Here is a 17,261-nt window from a genome sequence, read left to right as displayed (position 1 = left end):
CCACGACCATGGTCGTGGCGACGCGGTTCGTCATCGTGGAAAGGATCGGCTGAACGGATGGCCAACCTGGTCAATCTCGAGTCGGTGAGCAAGTCCTACGGGGTGAAGCCGCTGCTGGACGGCGTCTCGCTGGGTGTCGCGGCCGGGCAGCGCATCGGCGTCGTCGGCCTCAACGGCGGCGGCAAGACCACCCTGCTGGAGGTCCTTTCCGGACTCGCCGAGCCGGATTCCGGGCGGGTGAGCCATGTTCGCGACCTGCGGATGGCCGTGGTCACCCAGCGCACGGAACTCCCGGACGGCAGCACGGTCGGCGACGTCGTGCTCGAACGCTACGGCGCCGAGCACGAGTGGGCCGCCGACGCGCGCGTCCGGTCCATTGTGGACGGCCTGGGGATCACGGCGATCGGCTTGGACACGCCGACGGCGAACCTGTCCGGCGGCGAGCGGCGCCGGGTCTCCCTGGCCGCCGCGCTGACCGGGGAACTGGACCTGGTCGTGCTCGACGAGCCGACCAACCACCTGGACGTCGAAGGTGTCCGCTGGCTCGCCGACCACCTCCTGGCCCGCCGGATCGCGGTCGTGGTCGTCACGCACGACCGGTGGTTCCTCGACACGGTCGCGACCTTGACGTGGGAGGTCGCGAACGGCCGCGTCGAGCAGTACGAAGGTGGTTACGCCGACTGGATCTTCGCGCGCGCCGAGCGGGCCCGGCTGGCCGCGACGGCCGAGGAGAAGCGGCAGAACCTGGCCCGCAAGGAGCTGGCGTGGCTGCGCCGCGGCCCGCAGGCGCGCTCGTCGAAGCCGCGGTACCGCATCGAGGCGGCCGAAGCGCTGATCGCCGACGTCCCGCCGCCCCGCGACTCCGTGGAGCTGCAGGCGTTCGCGAAGCGGCGGCTCGGGAAGACCGTGCTGGAACTGGAAGACACGACGTACCAGGTCGGCGAGCGGACGCTGCTCGACCACGTCACCTGGCGGATCGGCCCGGGCGACCGGATCGGCCTGGTCGGTGTCAACGGCTCGGGCAAGACGTCGCTGCTGAAGCTGCTCGGCGGCGACGTCGAGGGCTCGACGGGCCGCCGGATCGAGGGCAAGACGGTCGCGCTCGCGCACCTGCGCCAGGAACTCGACGACCTGCCGGGCGACCTGCGCGTGCTGCAGGCGATCGAGCAGGTGGCCGGGCGTGTGGTGTTCGGCAAGCAGGAGATGACGGCGTCGCAGCTGGGCGAGAAGCTCGGCTTCCCGGCGGCCCGCCAGTGGACCCCGGTCGAGGACCTGTCGGGCGGCGAGCGGCGCCGCCTGCAGCTGTGCCGGCTGCTGATGGCCGAGCCGAACGTGCTGCTGCTCGACGAGCCGACGAACGACCTGGACATCGACACGCTCCAGCAGCTGGAGGACCTTCTCGACGGCTGGCCGGGCACGATGGTGGTGGTGTCCCACGACCGCTACCTGGTGGAGCGGGTCTGCGACACGATCGTCGCGTTGTTCGGCGACGGCCGCATCACGCACCTGCCGGGCGGCATCGAGGAGTACCTGAACCGCCGCGCGGCCGCTCAGCCCGCGTCGGGCCCGGCTCCTTCGGTGGCGAAGGTGGAGGCGAAGAAGTCGGCGGCGGACCTGCGCGCGGCGCAGAAGGAGCTCGGCCGGCTGGAGCGCAAGCTCGACCAGCTGCACGCGAAGGAGGAGAAGCTCCACGCGTCCCTGCTGGAGGCGGCGACGGACCCGGCGAAGCTGATGGAGCTGAACGCGGAACTGAAGGGCGTCCAGGGCGAGATCCAGGACGTCGAGGGGCGCTGGCTGGAGACGTCCGAACTGCTGGAGTGACCCGGCTTCCCGCGTTGGCACGCGGCGGGTGACGCTGTCCCAGTAATGTTCCAGCCATGAGCAGGTTCGTGGACACGCTCGTCGCCACCGCGACGAAGCGGGGGCAGCAGCGCGGCATGGTCACCGGGGAGCCGAAGGAGCCGGTCCGGCGGACCTGGGCCGAGGTGCACGCCGAAGCCCGGCGGATCGCCGGTGGCCTGGTGGCCGGCGGGTTCGAGCGCGGGGGTGCGGTGGCGGTGCTGGCCGCCGCGCCGGTGCTGATCGCGCCGACTGTGCAGGCCGTGTGGCTGGCCGGCGGCAGCGTCACCATGCTGCACCAGCCGACCCCCCGCACCGATCTCGCCGAGTGGGCCGAGGACACCGTACGGGTGCTCGGGATGATCGGCTCCGACCTCGTGCTGCTGGGCGAACCCTTCGACCAGCTCGCGCCGGTGCTGGCGGAGAAGGGCATCGGGTTCAAGCTCATCACCGAGCTCGCCGAAGCCGAGCCGCTCGCCGACGTCGTCCCCACCGACGAGGGGGACACCGCGCTCCTGCAGCTCACCAGCGGTTCGACCGCCGACCCCAAGGCCGTGCGGATCACCTACGGGAACCTGTACTCCAACGTCAAGGCCATGGTCGAGCGCGCGGAGTTCGACTTCGACGTCGACGTGATGGTCTCCTGGCTGCCGACGTTCCACGACATGGGGATGGTCGGCTTCCTGACCGTGCCGATGACCTTCGGCGTCGAGCTGGTCAAGATCACGCCGGTCGAGTTCCTCTCGGGGCCGTTGATCTGGCCGGAGCTGATCACCAAGTACCACGGCACCACGACGGCGGCGCCGAACTTCGCGTACGCCATCGTCGGGCGCCGGATGGCCCGCGTCGACGAAGACGACGCCTACGACCTCTCGAAGCTGCGCATCGCGCTGAACGGTGCCGAACCCATCGACGAGACCGCTGTGCAGACCTTTGTGGACGCCGGCGCCCGGTTCAAGATGCCGGCCGAGTGCGTCTTCCCGGCCTACGGCATGGCGGAAGCGACGCTCGCCGTGTCGTTCGCGCCGCTGTTCACCGGGCTCACCCTCGACGTCGTCGAAGCCGACGCGCTGGAAGCGGACAACCGCGCGGTGCCGGTGCCGGAGGGCGACCCGCGGCGCGGTACCGACGGCGTCCGGTCGTTCGCGCTGCTCGGCCGTCCCCTCGACGGGCTGGAGGCCGAGATCGTCGACGAGGCGGGTTCGCCGCTGGGCGAGCGTCAGGTCGGCGAGATCCGGCTGCGCGGCGAGGCCGTGACGCCGGGCTACCTGACCATGGACGGCCCGCTCGCCACGCAGGACGACGACGGCTGGCTGAACACCGGCGACCTCGGGTACCTGGTGGACGGCCAGATCGTCATCTGCGGCCGCCGCAAGGACGTCATCATCATGGGCGGCCGCAACCTGTACCCGACGGACATCGAGCGCGCGGCGACGTCGGTCGAGGGGGTGCGCGCGGGCAACGCGGTGGCGGTCCGGCTGGACGCGGGCAGCCGTCGCGAGCGGTTCGCGGTGGTCGTGGAGTCGAAGCTGGCGGGTGACGCCGAGGCCGAGAAGAACCTGATGAAGCAGGTGTCGGCCCGGGTCCGCGACGCCGTCGACATGCGGCCGTACGCGGTGGTGGTGCTGCCGGCGGGGAGCCTGCCGAAGACGCCGTCGGGCAAGGTCAAGCGCGCGGCGACGGCTCAGCAGTTCGCGGACCGGATCAAGAAGAACGCGGACGCCTGACCAGAGCGCCCCGATGTGCCTTGGCCGCATCGGGGCGCTTCGGGAGGGGCCGGAACTGTCGGTAGCCTCCGGTAGCGTGGAAAACGGGGGGCGCCCCCGCGGGCGGGGTCAGCGTTGCTGGACGCGTACCGCCCGGAGCGTCGGCGGGGCGGCGCGCTCGGCGGTGGCTTCGGGCGCGGTGCGGGCGCCGGGGAGGCCCGGGGCCTGGCCGGTGCGGGAGGCGAGCTGGTCCTCCACCGCGTCGAGGAACTCGTCGACTTCGCGCTCGTCGTAGCCGCGCTTGCCGATCAGCGGCTTCGCGAACATCACGTGGTGCACTTCGGCGGCGGTCAGGTCGTCCTCGTCGGAGAACGTCTTGGCGATCCGCCGGACGAACGCGTCGACCTCGTGCTTCGCGTAACCACGGCGGCCGATCGGGGCGTTACCGAAGGTGACCTCGGCGAGGTCTTCGGCGGTGAACGACATGGAACTCTCCGATTCCGGGGTTGGGCGGGGTGCGAAACTCCCGTACACCGTCCTAACCGGTGGACAAGCTCCCCGGAAGAGGCGGCCCGGAACCTCACCCCGACGGGCAGCCCGGGCCCGCCTTCGGGTGAGTTCGCGCTACCGAGCGCTGTGTGGCCGGCTTCACACCGGGCCATCCGGGCCTTCGCCCCGGGCCGGAGGCTCCGCCACCCGGAACCCGCCGGAAAGAAGGGCCGTCAGCTGCGGCCGAACCACTTCCGGGTGCCCTGCGGCCGCTGTGGCTCCTCGACCACCGCCGGGCGCGGGTTCCGCAGCTCCACCAACGCCGCCTCGGCCTCGTCCAGGAACAGGTCGACCTGGGCCTGGTCGTAGCTGCGCATGCCGACCGGCATGATCGTGAACTCGACGTAGTGGATGTCGTCCGGGGTGAGGATGTTGCGGCCGGCCAGTGCCTCGGCGATGAGGTCGAGGAACGCGTCCACCTCGTCCTCGTTGTAGCCGCGACGGCCGAACCGGGGCTTGCCGAAAGCGATCGCCCGGACTTCGTCGGGGGTCATGGCTTCACCTTGCCACCCATGTCAGCCCGCGTGGAAGGAGTTCTGCGCGGCCGCGAGGCCGGTGCTGATCAGCGCTTCGGTCGCGTCCGCGCACCGATCCACCTCCAGCGGGAGTTCCTTGCGCTCGACCGTCGAAAAGTCCTTCAGCACGAAGTCCGCCGGGTCCTGGCGGCCGGGCGGGCGGCCGATGCCGAACCGCACCCGGTAGTAGTCGCGGGTGCCCAGTGACTTCGTGATCGAGCGGAGTCCGTTGTGGCCGTTGTCGCCGCCACCCAGCTTCAGCTTCAGCGCGCCGAAGTCGACGTCGAGCTCGTCGTGCACCACGACGATGCCGGACGGCTCGACCTTGTAGAACCGCGCCGCACCGACCACCGGCCCGCCGGAGAGGTTCATGTACGAGCGCGGCTTCACCAGCACGACGCGGCGGCCGGCCAGCCGGCCCTCGAGGACCTCGCCGCCGGTCTTGTGGGTCTTGAACTTGCCGCCGATGCGGGCGGCGAGCTCGTCCAGCACCATGAACCCGACGTTGTGCCGGTTTCCGGCGTACTGGGGTCCGGGATTGCCGAGGCCGGCGAGCAGTACCAGCTCGCCGGCCCCAGGCAGGTCTTCCGTCATGCGGTGATGCTATTCGGCGGCTTCGGCCGACTCTTCGCCAGCTTCGGCCTCGTCGCCGGTCTCTTCACGCTGCGGCTCGTTGACGGCCACGACCAGCGACTCCGGGTCGGTGACCAGGGTCGCGCCCTGGGGCAGCTCGACCTGGCCGGCCAGCACCTGGGAGCCGATCTCGAGGCCCTCGATGGAGACCTCGAACTGCTCCGGGATGTGCAGCGCCTCGACCTCGACCTGCAGCGTGTCGACGTCCTGGTTGACCAGGCCGCCGGGGCCGGGGGTACCGGTCACGACGACGGGGACGTCGACGACGATCTTCTCGCCGCGCTTCACGACCAGCAGGTCGACGTGCTCGATGTAGTTCTTCAGCGGGTGGACCACGATGGTCTTGGTCAGCGCCAGCTCGACCGAGCCCTCCAGGTCCAGGGTGATGACGGCGTTCGAGCCGTTCTCACGGACGACGCGGGCGAACTCGATCGCCGGCAGCGCGAAGTGCCGCGGGTCCGACCCGTGGCCGTAGAGGACGGCGGGGATCTTGCCGGCGCGACGCGTGCGGCGCGCGGCGCCCTTGCCGAACTCGGTGCGCGGCTCGACGGACAGACGTACCTCGGACACGGTGTTGCACTCCTTCAAATCAAAGACAGCATGCTGCGGCGGGGAGAAGCCGTATGTTTTCAGGAAGTTTCGGCGGCGAGTTTCCGGGCGTGCACGACGACGGGGGCTACTCGAGCCGCCGCGTCGATCACGCCGGGCACCCCAGAAGGGCCCCGCCTCGCCGAGACAACCTCAAGAGTGTAAACCAACCTCATCACGGTGGGTTGCGGCGGGTGCCCGGCCCAGGCTAGAACCCTCCTGGAACCCCGGTACGTGACGACACAAATCCGGTGGCGGGACGACGCCGACCGAGGTGTGCTCGGTAGCGGGAGAGCAGGGGGCGGGAAATGCGCGCTCGGTGGAGCAAGGCGGCGGCGGTGCTGCTGCTGGGTGGGTTGCTGGCGGGCTGCCAGGTGGCAGTGGCCGGCACCGCCGGTGTCTCCGCGGCCGACCAGGCGACGGCCGACCGGCGCGCGGAGCAGCGCGCCGCGGTCGACGCGGCCCTGACCGCGCTGGGCCAGGCGCCCGCGGTCGCGCTGAAGTCGACGGTGAAGGGCGCAGAGCAGCAGTTCCGGATCACCCGCGGCGGTTATGCCGTCGGCGCGCTGCCGCTGGAAGGCCGCTTCGTCCAGGTGACGGCCGCCGCGAGCCAGTTCTACCTGCAGGCCGACGCCGACTACTGGAAGGCGCACGCCATCGACGAGGGCACGCAGTTCGGCACGAGCTGGGTGCGGTCGCTCGGCTCCGAGCTGCCCTTCGACCCGGCGGCCCGGTTCGCGCCGCCGGCGCTCGCCGAAGGGCTGCGCAAGGCGCTGGCCGGCCTCGACCGGATCGGCGAGCCGGTCAAGGCGAAGCTGCCCGACGGCACCGAGGTCTACCAGCTCGGCGCCGCGCCGAGCGTCCTGCGGGTCACGACGGCCAAGCCGAACCGCGTCGTCAGCTTCGCCCCGACGATGCTCGACCCGCAGAACGGCCCGAAGTACGGCGCCGAGTTCCAGGTCGCCGCGCTCACCGGCGACGCGGTCAAGACGTTCCACACCGACCTCGACGCCGCCGTCGGCGGGCTGGGGCAGCCGTTCGAGGGCCTGGTGCAGGCCAGCGCCGTCGTCACCAACGACAAGCTCGACTGCAAGGACTTCGTCGGCTCCTGCACGACGACGGTCGACGTCTCCAACAGCGTCGTCGGCACGCCGGCGTCGGGGGAGAAGAGCGTCGTCCACATCACCCTGTCGGTCGAGGTCAGCGCCGAGTCGCTCGGGGCGCAGACGTGCACGGCGGCCGGGGACGCGGAGCCGTACAAGACGATCCAGCTGTCCTGCGCGGTGAAGTTCAAGCTGCCCAACCGCACGGCCAGCTACCAGGTGCTCTCCAAGCCGAACGCGACGGCGGAGGTCCGCGCGGGCCTCGACGTCAACGCCGTGAAGCAGAAGGTGGCCACCGAGTTCGCGGGCATCGGTGGCTGACCTGGACACCTACCCCCGGGTGTGTTGCTTCCGTTGAAGTAGGTGATCTTCCGTTCCTAGCATCGGCCGTGAACGGCCGACGACGAACGAGGAGATGCCATGGCCAAGCTGGTGGTTTTCGGGGCGACAGGGTACGCCGGGGGCAAGATCGGCGCCGAGGCGGTGCGTCGTGGCCACGACGTCGTCGGGGTCGCGCGCCACGCGGGTTCGGTCCCCGAAGGCGTCGAGGCGCGGCAGGGTTCGCTGCACGACGAGGAGTTCGTCGCGCAGGCGGCCAAGGACGCGGACGTCATCGTGGTGGCCACCCCGGCCCGCGAGATCGACGGCAAGAAGCTCATCGACGCCGTCCCGGCCCTGGCCCGCATCGCGAGCGAGAACGACGTCCGGCTGTCGTTCGTCGGCGGCGCGGCGAGCCTCCACGTGGCCGAGGGCGGCCCGCGGCTGTTCGACACCCCGGAGTTCCCGGCCGAGTACAAGGACGAGGCCGGCAGCCACGCCGAGGTCCTCGGCCTGCTGCGCGAGCAGCCCGAGAGCCTCGACTGGTTCTACGTCAGCCCCGCCGCCGAGTTCGGCGCGTGGACGCCCGGTGAGCGCACGGGCGAGTTCCGCCTCGGTGGCGACGTCCTGGTGACCGACGAGAACGGCAAGTCCCACATCGGCGGCGACGACTTCGCGATCGCCTACGTCGACGAGATCGAGCAGCCGAAGCACCGCCGCGCGCGGTTCACCGTCGCTTACTGAGGTTCGCAGCGAAAAGCCCGCCCTCCCCACGCGGGGAGGGCGGGCTTTTTCGCCGGATCTCAGGCGTTGCCGTCGAAGAGGGACGTCACCGAGCCGTCTTCGAAGACCTGCTGGATGGCTTCGGCCAGCATCGGGGCGATCGACAGCACCGTCAGGCCCGGGAACCGCTTCTCCTCCGGGATCGGCAGCGAGTTCGTCACGATGACCTCGCGCGCCTTGCACGACGAGAGCCGCTGGGTGGCCGGGTCGGACAGGATGCCGTGGGTCGTCGCGATGACGACGTCGGCCGCGCCCTCGTCGATCAGGGCCTCGGTCGCCTTCACGATCGTGCCGCCCGTGTCGATCATGTCGTCGATCAGGACGCAGAGCTTGCCCTCGACCTTGCCGACCACGCGGTTGGCCACCGCCTGGTTCGGCTTGTCCGGGTCGCGCGTCTTGTGGATGAACGCGATCGGGCGGTCACCCAGCTGGGCGGCCCACTTCTCGGCCAGCCGCACGCGGCCCGAGTCCGGGGAGACGACCGTGATGTCCGCGTCGCCGTAGGTGGCCTTGATGTGGTCGGCCAGCACGGTCTGCGCCATCAGGTGGTCGACCGGGCCGTCGAAGAAGCCCTGGATCTGCGCGGTGTGCAGGTCGACGGTCATGATCCGGTCGGCGCCCGCGGTCTTGAACAGGTCCGCGATCAGCCGCGCCGAGATCGGCTCGCGGCCCTTGTGCTTCTTGTCCTGGCGCGCGTACGGGTAGAACGGCATGACCACGGTGATCCGCTTCGCGCTCGCCCGCTTGAGCGCGTCCACCATGATCAGCTGCTCCATCACGAACTCGTTGATGGGCGTGGTGTGCGCCTGGATGACGAAGGCGTCGGTCCCGCGGACGGACTCCTCGAACCGGACGAACAGCTCCCCGTTGGCGAACGTGTGCGCCGTCTGCGGGGTGATCGTGACGTTGAGGTGCTGGGCGACCTCTTCGGCGAGCTCCTGGTGCGCGCGTCCGGAGAAGAGCATCAAGTTCTTCTTCGGCGTCCCTTGCTTCGGACTCATGCTGGCGACTCCCCGTCGGTTCCTGCTGCTGAATCGGCGTCGAGGGCGGCCTGGGCCGCCTCCGCCGCGGGCGTACCCGGCCGGCGCCGGATCGCCCAGCCTTCGATGTTGCGCTGCGGCGGCGCCGACACCGCGAGTGTGCCCGGCGGGACGTCTTCGCGGATCACGGCACCCGCACCACTGTAAGCGCCGTCACCGATGTGCACCGGGGCGACGAAGGTGTTGTCCGCGCCCAACCGGACATACGACCCGATAACGGTCCGGTGCTTGTTCACGCCGTCGTAGTTCACGAAGACGCTGGAGCAGCCGATGTTGCTGTGCTCGCCGATCGTGGCGTCACCCACGTAGGTCAGGTGCGGCACCTTCGTCCCGGCGCCGATGTCGGCCGCCTTCGTCTCCACGAACGCGCCCAGCTTCGCCTTGACGCCCAGCTTCGTGCCCGGCCGCAGGTAGGTGAACGGGCCGACGTTGACGCCGTCGCCGAGCTCCGAGTCCGAGCCGTGCACGCGGACCACCGAGGCGCCCGCGCCGATGGTGACGTTCGTCAGCGTGCTGTCCGGGCCGACCGTGCTGCCCTCGCCGACCGAGGTCGTGCCCTTGAGCTGCACGCCGGGCTCGATGACGACGTCGCGGGCGAGGGTCACGCCGGCGTCGATCCAGGTCGTGGCCGGGTCGGTGATCGTGACGCCCTCGCGCTGCCAGCGCTGCACGATCCGGCGGTTGAGCTCGGCGCCGAGCACCGACAGCTGCACCCGGTCGTTGACGCCTTCGGTCAGCCACGGGTCGTCGACGACCAGCGCGCCGACGTGCAGGCCGTCGCCGTTCGCGATGCCCAGGACGTCGGTGAGGTAGAGCTCGCCCTGCGCGTTGTCGGTCGAGAGGCGCGAGAGGCCGTCGCGCAGCACCGCCGCGTCGAAGGCGTAGACGCCCGAGTTGATCTCGGTGATCTCGGCCTGCTCCGGGTCGGCGTCCTTGTGCTCGACGATCCCGGTGACCTTGCCCGCGCTGTCGCGCACGATCCGGCCGTAGCCGGTCGGGTCGGCGACCACCGAGGTGAGCACGGTGACCGCGTTCTTCGCCTCGGTGTGCTCGTCGAGCAGCGCGCCGAGGGTCGCGGTGTCGAGCAGCGGGACGTCGCCGTAGCTGACGAGCACGGTGCCGGTGAGGTCGGCGGGGAGGGTGGCGAGCGCGCAGGACACGGCGTGGCCGGTGCCCTTCTGCTCGGCCTGCACCGCGGTGCCGACCGGGCGGCCGAGGGCGTCCCCGACCGCGCTCAGCCGTTCACCGACCGCTTCGCGGCCGTGCCCGATGACCACCACGAGGTGTTCGGGGTTCAGGCCGGCGGCGGCCCGGACGGCGTGCTCGACGAGGGGCCGCCCGGCGATCGGGTGCAGCACCTTCGGCGTCGAGGAACGCATGCGGGTGCCCTCACCCGCGGCGAGGATCAACGTGCTCAGCGGGCCGGTCAACGGCGCTCCCAACGGTTACCAAAAGTCGGCTTCTGTCGGGCACCGATCCTAACTGTGGTCGTCGGCGTCCCACGCGGGGTCGGTGGGAGGGGCTTCGCTGGCCCACGCGGCCGCCGGGTCCGCGGCCATCGAATTGGCCGACGCCACCTGGTTGCCGCCGCCGCGTTTCGCCTGGTACATGGCCGCGTCCGCGCGGGCGAGGACCTGCTCGCCGCGTTCCTGCGGCCGCAGTGACACCAGCCCGATCGACAGCGTGACGCCGTGCGACAGGTGGTGCGGCAGGTTCGAGACCGACTTCACGGCGCGCCCGAGGGCCATCTTCGCCGCGGACGCCGGCGTGCCCGGGAGCAGGACGATGAACTCGTCGCCGCCGTAGCGCGCCACCAGGTCGTCGCCGCGCAACGCGTCACGGAGGGTGCTCGCGACGACACGCAGCACGTTGTCGCCTTCGGCGTGCGACTGCTTGTCGTTGACGCCCTTGAAGCCGTCGAGGTCGACCAGCGCGACCGCCAGGGGTTGCGCGTCGGCCGACGAGGCGAGCTGGCGCAGTTTCTCGTCCAGGGCGCGCCGGTTGGGCAGGCCGGTGAGCGGGTCCTGCAGCGCCTGCTGGGTGATCGCGCCGTGCTCGGCGGAAAGCCGTTCGTGCTCGCGGCGGGCGTTCAGGGTGGCGATCTGCGACTCGCGCAGGCTCCACATCTCCGACTCCAGCCGCCGCGCGTAGTCGATCAGCGACTCGCCGGCGCCGGAGTCCGGGCTCGTGTCGAGCCGGGCCAGCTCGCGGGCGATGTTCAGCCGCATCGACGGCTGGGAGGTGTCGTCCGAGATCGACTGGCGGGTCTCGCGCAGGATCGAGAGGGCTTCGTCGCGGCGGCCTTCCCGGTCCAGGCAGCGCGCCAGCGCGATCGCGACGATCTCGCGGTCGTGCCCGAACGCGCGCTCGGTGTAGAGGTTCTGCAGCCGGTCGACGTGCTCGGCGCCCGGCTGGTTCAGCGCCGGCGCCGCGGCCAGGACGCCGACCTGGTCGATCGCGGCGACGTTCGCCTTGCGCGGGAACAGCGACTCGGCGAACGGGCCTTCGGCGGCCGCCCCCATCGAGGCCGCGGTGCGGAACTTCTCGGCGCTCTCGTCGTACTCGTCGATGCGCTCCAGCCGCAGGCCCCAGCCGAGCAGCATCTTGATGCGGTTGATCAGCTGCAGGGCGATGTCGTGCGGGCTCGCGCTCTCGCGGATGGCCGCCGCGGCCCGGCCGATCACCTCCTCGGCCGCCTCGTAGACGCCGAGCTGGTTGAGCACCAGCCAGCAGTCGATCAGCGTCGAGGAGAGCAGCCGGTTCCAGTTGCGCAGCCCGACCTGGCGGTCCGGGATGGTGGAGTCGTCGAGGATGGCCAGCGCCCGGGCGATCTCGGTGAGCGCGGCGTCCTCCTGCGCGGCGATCACGAGCCGGCGCCCGCGCAGGGCGTGCGCGTCGGCCCGGAGCAGGGCGATGCCGTGCCGCCGGGTGTGCGCGAGCATCTCGTCGAGCCGGGGCTCGGCCTCCGCGGCCAGGCCCTTCGTGGCCAGCCGGGCGAGGGCGGACGAGCGCAGCAGCTGGGCCACGAGCAGGGGCTCACCGCGCCGCTGGGTCTCGTCGAGCAGCTCGTCCATCATCGCGACGATCTCGAGCTGCTGGGTGTACTCGTGGCGCTGGACGGCGGCGCCCAGCTCCCGCGCGCGCCCGACCAGCCACGCGTCGGACATCTCGGCCAGCGCGGGCCGCCTGGCCGTCACCGGGTCGGTCGCCTCGTCGGTCAGCGCCAACCTCCCGGTGTCGTGGGTTTCCGGTTCCTGCTGTGCTCCGCCGCCAGGATTCGAACCTGAACTGTCAGAACCAAAATCTGAAGTGCTGCCGATTACACTACGGCGGATCGATCCTGGTCAGGATAGCGACGATCGGGTGTCGTCCGCGCGGGGGATGCGTTACGCGCCCGTCTGCCGGGTACTCCGGTTCCGAACCACCGGTGTGAGTTCGGGCTCTCCCCAGCCGCCCGAACCTCCTGTACCGTAACTTACGGCATCGTAGGTTAGGGCGCCCTTGGTAAGAAGGCGTGCCTGTGTAGGAAGAAGTGAAGCGTATGACGGCCACGCTCGACCGTTCCCAGCCCGCCGGGGAGCCTTCGGCGCCCAAGGGGCCCAAACCTGTCATCGACGGCAAGCGCGGCATCGGCGTGCAGCTGTCGGTCTACTTCGGTGTGATCGCCCCGCTCGTGGCTCTCCTGGTCGCGGTGCCGTTCGCGTGGGGCTGGGGACTGAGCTGGGTCGACGTCGGCATCTTCGTGGTGTTCTACGCGATCAGCGGGCTCGGCATCACGGTGTCGTACCACCGCTACTTCACGCACGGCTCGTTCAAGGCCAAGCAGTGGCTGCGCGTGTTCATGGCCATCGCGGGCAGCATCGCCCTGCAGGGCCCGGTGATCACCTGGGTCGCCGACCACCGGCGCCACCACGCGTTCTCCGACCGCGACGGCGACCCGCACTCGCCGTGGGCGTTCGGCACCTCGCCGTGGGCCATCGCCAAGGGCTTCTGGCACGCGCACATGGGCTGGCTGTTCGAGCGCGACCAGACCAACGCCGAGCGCTTCGCGCCGGACCTGGTGAAGGACCCGGCGATCAAGAAGGTCGACGACCTGTTCTGGCTGTGGGCGCTGGTCAGCCTGACGCTGCCGGCGCTGCTGGGCGGCCTGATCTCGTGGTCGCTGTGGGGCGCGGTGACGGCGTTCTTCTGGGCCGGCCTGGTCCGCATCTGCGTGCTGCACCACGTGACCTGGTCGGTCAACTCGATCTGCCACATGATCGGCGAGCGCCCGTTCGCCGCCCGCGACAAGTCGGCGAACTTCTGGCCGCTGGCGATCTTCTCGTTCGGCGAGTCGTGGCACAACCTGCACCACGCCGACCCGACGTCCGCCCGCCACGGCGTCAAGCGCGGCCAGATCGACATCTCCGCGCGGCTCATCTGGATCTTCGAGAAGTTCGGCTGGGTGCACGACGTCCGCTGGCCGACGCCGCAGCGGCTGGCCCGTATCGCCACCGAAAAAGCCTAGTCAACTAGGCTGCCCCGATGGCGGGGAGACGACGTTCGAAGCGTGAGCAGCAGGTCACCGGGGCTCGTCCGGCCGCCCCGGTGACCCGGGTCCGGATGACCGGCACCGAGCGGCGTCAGCAGCTGCTGAACGTGGCCAGGGCGCTGTTCGCCGAGAAGGGCTTCGACGGCACGTCGATCGAAGAGATCGCGCACCGCGCCAACGTCTCGAAACCCGTGGTGTACGAGCACTTCGGCGGCAAAGAAGGCATCTACGCGGTGGTCGTCGACCGCGAAACGCAGCTGCTGCTCGACCGGATGGTCTCGACCCTCCACGGCGGCCACCCGCGCGTGATGCTGGAGCAGGCGGCGACGGCGTTGCTGTCCTACGTCGAGGACTCCCACGACGGGTTCCGCATCCTGGTCCGCGACTCCCCGGTGGCGAGCTCCACGGGGACGTTTTCCACGGTGCTGAACGACATCGCGAGCCAGGTGGAGCACATCCTGGCCCAGCAGTTCGGCGCCCTCGGCTACGACGAGAAGCTGGCGGCGCTGTACGCGCAGGCGCTGGTGGGGATGGTGGCGCTGACCGGCCAGTGGTGGCTGGACGCCCGCAAGCCCAAGCGCGACGAGGTGGCGGCGCACCTGGTCAACCTGGCGTGGAACGGGTTGTCGCACCTGGAGCACAAGCCGAAGCTGCGGCTGGGCTGACGTCGTGGCGCTGACCGCCGCGGAGTTGCGGCTGATGCAACGCTTGGCGCAGCGGATCACCGGCACCCACCCGGAGCTGGTCAACAGCGACGCGTCGTTCGGCGAGCTGGCCTGGAACTGGGGCCGGACCGGCGGCGACGGCGAGCGCCGGCTGTGGTTCTCGGACGGCGAGCTCGTCGCGTGGGGCTGGGCCGAGCTGCCGCGCCGGGTCCGGCGGAACGACGGTTCGGTCAAGGACATCACCGGCGCGTACCTGGCGTACCAGGTGGATCCCGGCCACGTCGCGCTGGTCGACGAGGTGATCGCCTGGTACGGGGCCACGGCTCCCGGCGTCGAGCGCACGGTGCTGCCGTCGGCGGCCGACTCGTCCGGGTTGCGGCGCTGGGCCGCGCACGGCTACGAACCCGACGCGCCCGACGCGTGGTCGCAGCTCAACGAGCGCGACCTGACCGAGGTGGCGGAGCCGTCGCTGCCGAGCGGGTTTTCGTTCCGCACGGCCGCGGAGGTCTCGCCGGATGCCGTGGTGCAGGCGCATGTGGACGCCTGGGCGCCGACGTCGTACAAGGCAGCGTCGTACCTCGGCGTCCGGCAGGCACCGGGCTATCGCGACGACCTGCACGTCCTGGTGGAGGCACCGGACGGGCCGATGGCGTGCTCGGCGATCATGTGGCTCGACGAGGTGAACGAGACGGTCGAGTTCGAGCCGGTCGGAACCCACCCGCGCTACCGGCGCTCGGGCCTGGCCCGCGCAATGCTGCTGCACGGGATGCGGCTGGCGGCGACAGCGGGCGCCCGGCACGCGACGGTGGCGTGCATGGGATCACCGGCCGCGGCCCGGGAGTTGTACTACGGCGTGGGGTTCCGGGCGTTTTCGCGGGACGCGCCGCTGATCAAGCGCGGGTGAGCGGTCGCGGGGATCACCGGAGCTGCCCCGCGTCGTGCAGGTGGTCGAAGATGAGCTGGTCCACCGCGGAAACCCGGCCGCGGTCGGCGTAGCCGAGCCACGCGACCTCTTCGATCTCGCTGCTCGCCTTCAGGGTGCCGCGGTATCCGGCCGTGTAGCAGGTCATCCGCACCAGCGTGCCCGCGGCGTGGCCGTCCGCCTGGGCTTCGAAGGTCCCCGCCGCGGCGACCGACTCCCGGGTGATCGCGACGTCGAGTTCCTCGCGGATTTCGCGGACCAGCGTGTCGCGGTCGGTTTCGCCGGGCTCGCGCTTGCCGCCGGGGAGGTAGTAGACCTCCCTGCCCCGCGAACGCGTGCTGAGGATCCGGCCGTCCAGCAGGTGGATCCAGGCGATCTTGTCGATCATCCGGGAACCCGGCATGCCGCTCACCGCAACTGCCCCGCATCGTGCAGGTGGTCGAAGATCAGCTGCGCCACCAGCGAAACCCGCGCCCGGTCCGCATACCCGAGCCAGGCGATCTCCTCGATCTCCGCACTCGCCCGTGGTGTCCCGCGGTACTCCGCCGAGTAGGCCGTCGTGCGCACGACCGTCCCCTCCGGGTGTCCGTGCGCCTGGCCCACGAACGTGCCCGCCGGGGTGATCGAGTCGGCTTCGATCGCCACGCCGAGTTCCTCGCGGATCTCCCGGACCAGCGTCTCGGCGTCGGTCTCGCCCGGCTCGCGTTTGCCGCCCGGCAGGTAGAACTTGTCCTTGCCGCGCGAACGGGCCGCCAGCACCCGGCCGTCCACCACGTGGATCCAGGCGATCTTGTCGATCACGCCAGCGCCGCCAGCGCCTCGCCGGTCGTCACGACCGTGCCCAGGCGCGGGAAGATCTTCGTGATGGCGTTTTCGTGCGAGATGTCGGAAAGCGCTGTCATCGCGTCCGACACCGCGATCGTGTCGTAGCCGTGGTCCGAGGCCGCGCGCAGGGTCGACTCGACGCCGAACTCCGTGGCGATGCCGCCGAAGACGACCGTGCGGACGCCCGCGCCGCGCAGGAACTCGTCGAGGTCCGTGCCCGCGAAGCCGCCGATCGTGTACTTCGTGACGATCTTGTCGTCGCCGGCGTCGAAAACCAGTTCGTTGCCCGGCGGGTTGTCCGGGCGTGACACCTTGACGATCACCACCGGCGCTCCCGCCTCGTGGAACGCGTCCCGCAGCCGCAGCGCGTTCGCGACGACTTCTTCGCCGCGGTACGGCGTGGTCGGCAGCGCCACGATCCGCTCCTGCAGGTCGATCAGCACGAGCGCGGACGTGGCCGGGTCGATCTTGCTCATCCCCCGATCCTAGGCACTAGGGTCGGGCTCATGGCGAACAACAGGGAAATCGTGGTGACGGGCGGCGGCACGGGCATCGGCTACGCCGTGGCGGCAGCCTTCGCGCGGGCCGGCGAGCGCGTCACGATCACCGGGCGCCGGGAGAAGGTGCTCACCGAAGCCGCGACGCTCGCCGGCGCGCGGCCCGTCGTGTTCGACGCCGCCGACCCCGCGGCCGTCGAAGCCGCACTGGAAGAGCTGCCGGACCGCGTCGACGTCCTCGTCAACAACGCGGGCGGCAACACGGATTTCCTCGACGGCGGCGACGAAGCGGGGCTGGCCGGCTTCGCGGCGGCGTTCGAGCGGAACCTGCGGTCCAATGTGGTCAGTGCGGCGCTGGTGACGCACGCGCTGCGCGACCGCCTCGCCGAGGGCGCGCGGATCGTCACCATCGGCTCGATCGCCGCGCACACCGGCGCCGGGTCCTACGGTGCCGCGAAGGCCGCGGTCGAGGCCTGGAACGTGAGCGTGGCGCGGGAGTTCGGGCCGCGCGGGATCACCGCGAACGTCGTCGCGCCGGGACTGGTCGGGGAGACCGAGTTCTTCCACGGGCAGCTGAGCGATCAGCGCCGCGACTGGCTGATCGGCAACACGATGAACAAGCGCCCGGGCACACCGGACGACGTCGTCGCCGCGGTGACGTTCCTGGCGAGCCCCGCCGCCGGGCACGTCACCGGCCAGGTGCTGCACGTCAACGGCGGCGCTTACCTGGGGAAGTAGCCGCGGCGC

18 protein-coding genes and 1 tRNA gene are annotated in these 17,261 nt (G+C 70.9%); 8 read left to right on the top strand and 11 right to left on the bottom strand.

Features of this window, described 5'->3' with window-relative positions; all coding sequences use genetic code 11:
- The first annotated feature begins 57 nt into the window (after window positions 1-57).
- Together CCN39_RS25940 and CCN39_RS25935 are read left to right on the top strand one after the other, a co-directional pair.
- On the top strand, window positions 58-1,821 hold the full coding sequence (locus CCN39_RS25940) for an ABC-F family ATP-binding cassette domain-containing protein (protein WP_086846204.1): 1,764 nt from the start codon (window positions 58-60) through the stop codon (window positions 1,819-1,821).
- Between the two features lie 56 nt (window positions 1,822-1,877).
- The gene (locus tag CCN39_RS25935; RefSeq protein WP_086846203.1) at window positions 1,878-3,566 is read left to right on the top strand and encodes a fatty acyl-AMP ligase; all 1,689 of its coding nucleotides are present in this window, start codon (window positions 1,878-1,880) and stop codon (window positions 3,564-3,566) included.
- A gap of 108 nt (window positions 3,567-3,674) precedes the next feature.
- Here the strand turns inward: CCN39_RS25935 and CCN39_RS25930 are convergent, their stop codons facing one another.
- From CCN39_RS25930 to CCN39_RS25915, 4 genes are all read right to left on the bottom strand, one after another.
- Entirely contained in the window at window positions 3,675-4,031 is a 357-nt protein-coding gene (locus CCN39_RS25930) for a DivIVA domain-containing protein (protein ID WP_086846201.1), read from the bottom strand.
- 236 nt (window positions 4,032-4,267) lie between these two features.
- Window positions 4,268-4,588, bottom strand: a complete 321-nt coding sequence (locus CCN39_RS52615) for a DivIVA domain-containing protein (RefSeq protein ID WP_086846199.1) — start codon at window positions 4,586-4,588, stop codon at window positions 4,268-4,270.
- Window positions 4,589-4,609: 21 nt separating this feature from the next.
- The gene (gene pth / locus CCN39_RS25920) at window positions 4,610-5,203 is read right to left on the bottom strand and encodes an aminoacyl-tRNA hydrolase (protein WP_086846197.1); all 594 of its coding nucleotides are present in this window, start codon (window positions 5,201-5,203) and stop codon (window positions 4,610-4,612) included.
- Window positions 5,204-5,212: 9 nt separating this feature from the next.
- The gene (locus CCN39_RS25915) at window positions 5,213-5,812 is read right to left on the bottom strand and encodes a 50S ribosomal protein L25/general stress protein Ctc (protein WP_086846195.1); all 600 of its coding nucleotides are present in this window, start codon (window positions 5,810-5,812) and stop codon (window positions 5,213-5,215) included.
- Between the two features lie 326 nt (window positions 5,813-6,138).
- Between CCN39_RS25915 and CCN39_RS25910 the strand changes: the two genes are divergently transcribed.
- Both CCN39_RS25910 and CCN39_RS25905 read left to right on the top strand, forming a co-directional pair.
- Window positions 6,139-7,254 (top strand): hypothetical protein, encoded by a 1,116-nt coding sequence (locus CCN39_RS25910; protein WP_086846193.1) that lies wholly within the window; start codon window positions 6,139-6,141, stop codon window positions 7,252-7,254.
- Window positions 7,255-7,353: 99 nt separating this feature from the next.
- Complete coding sequence (locus CCN39_RS25905) at window positions 7,354-7,995, top strand: NAD(P)-dependent oxidoreductase (RefSeq protein WP_086846191.1); 642 nt, start codon at window positions 7,354-7,356, stop codon at window positions 7,993-7,995.
- Window positions 7,996-8,054: 59 nt separating this feature from the next.
- On the opposite strand, the gene CCN39_RS25900 is transcribed toward CCN39_RS25905, so the two are convergent.
- The 4 genes from CCN39_RS25900 to CCN39_RS25885 all read right to left on the bottom strand — a co-directional run bounded on the left by CCN39_RS25900 (window position 8,055) and on the right by CCN39_RS25885 (window position 12,408).
- Complete coding sequence (locus CCN39_RS25900; protein WP_086846189.1) at window positions 8,055-9,035, bottom strand: ribose-phosphate diphosphokinase; 981 nt, start codon at window positions 9,033-9,035, stop codon at window positions 8,055-8,057.
- Window positions 9,032-10,504: a bifunctional UDP-N-acetylglucosamine diphosphorylase/glucosamine-1-phosphate N-acetyltransferase GlmU gene (gene glmU, locus CCN39_RS25895; protein WP_086846187.1), complete on the bottom strand. Its 1,473-nt coding sequence runs from the start codon at window positions 10,502-10,504 to the stop codon at window positions 9,032-9,034. The genes CCN39_RS25900 and glmU overlap by 4 nt, the downstream gene beginning before the upstream one ends.
- 48 nt (window positions 10,505-10,552) lie before the next feature.
- Window positions 10,553-12,301 carry a GGDEF domain-containing protein gene (locus tag CCN39_RS25890; RefSeq protein WP_086846185.1) on the bottom strand — a complete coding sequence of 583 codons (1,749 nt, stop codon included), beginning with the start codon at window positions 12,299-12,301 and terminating at the stop codon, window positions 10,553-10,555.
- A 35-nt stretch (window positions 12,302-12,336) separates the two neighbouring features.
- Window positions 12,337-12,408: transfer RNA gene (locus CCN39_RS25885), tRNA-Gln, on the bottom strand.
- 207 nt (window positions 12,409-12,615) lie between these two features.
- On the opposite strand from CCN39_RS25885, the gene CCN39_RS25880 reads away from it, so the two are divergent.
- The 3 genes from CCN39_RS25880 to CCN39_RS25870 all read left to right on the top strand — a co-directional run bounded on the left by CCN39_RS25880 (window position 12,616) and on the right by CCN39_RS25870 (window position 15,174).
- A complete protein-coding gene (locus CCN39_RS25880; RefSeq protein ID WP_086846183.1) occupies window positions 12,616-13,581 on the top strand; it encodes an acyl-CoA desaturase in 966 nt (321 codons plus the stop codon).
- Between the two features lie 95 nt (window positions 13,582-13,676).
- Window positions 13,677-14,270: a TetR/AcrR family transcriptional regulator gene (locus CCN39_RS25875; protein ID WP_086846210.1), complete on the top strand. Its 594-nt coding sequence runs from the start codon at window positions 13,677-13,679 to the stop codon at window positions 14,268-14,270.
- A 4-nt stretch (window positions 14,271-14,274) separates the two neighbouring features.
- A complete protein-coding gene (locus CCN39_RS25870) occupies window positions 14,275-15,174 on the top strand; it encodes a GNAT family N-acetyltransferase (protein WP_244211005.1) in 900 nt (299 codons plus the stop codon).
- 13 nt (window positions 15,175-15,187) lie between these two features.
- Here CCN39_RS25870 and CCN39_RS25865 read toward each other — a convergent pair whose 3' ends face one another.
- The 3 genes from CCN39_RS25865 to CCN39_RS25855 are packed head-to-tail and all read right to left on the bottom strand — an operon-like array spanning window position 15,188 to window position 16,493.
- Complete coding sequence (locus tag CCN39_RS25865) at window positions 15,188-15,580, bottom strand: NUDIX hydrolase (RefSeq protein WP_086846206.1); 393 nt, start codon at window positions 15,578-15,580, stop codon at window positions 15,188-15,190.
- A 20-nt stretch (window positions 15,581-15,600) separates the two neighbouring features.
- Window positions 15,601-15,993 carry an NUDIX hydrolase gene (locus CCN39_RS25860; protein WP_086846181.1) on the bottom strand — a complete coding sequence of 131 codons (393 nt, stop codon included), beginning with the start codon at window positions 15,991-15,993 and terminating at the stop codon, window positions 15,601-15,603.
- Window positions 15,990-16,493, bottom strand: coding sequence for an isochorismatase family protein (locus CCN39_RS25855; protein ID WP_086846179.1), 504 nt, complete (start codon window positions 16,491-16,493; stop codon window positions 15,990-15,992). Before CCN39_RS25855 ends, CCN39_RS25860 begins: the two co-directional genes overlap by 4 nt.
- Window positions 16,494-16,523: 30 nt before the next feature.
- On the opposite strand from CCN39_RS25855, the gene CCN39_RS25850 reads away from it, so the two are divergent.
- Entirely contained in the window at window positions 16,524-17,252 is a 729-nt protein-coding gene (locus CCN39_RS25850) for an SDR family NAD(P)-dependent oxidoreductase (RefSeq protein ID WP_086846176.1), read from the top strand.
- The last annotated feature ends 9 nt before the right edge of the window (window positions 17,253-17,261 follow it).

Source organism: Amycolatopsis kentuckyensis (assembly GCF_002155975.1).
In the GTDB taxonomy this organism is placed as follows: Bacteria; Actinomycetota; Actinomycetes; order Mycobacteriales; family Pseudonocardiaceae; genus Amycolatopsis; species Amycolatopsis kentuckyensis.
The sequence above is the reverse complement of the archived record's forward strand: the minus strand, read 5'-3'. Positions and strand labels throughout refer to the sequence as shown.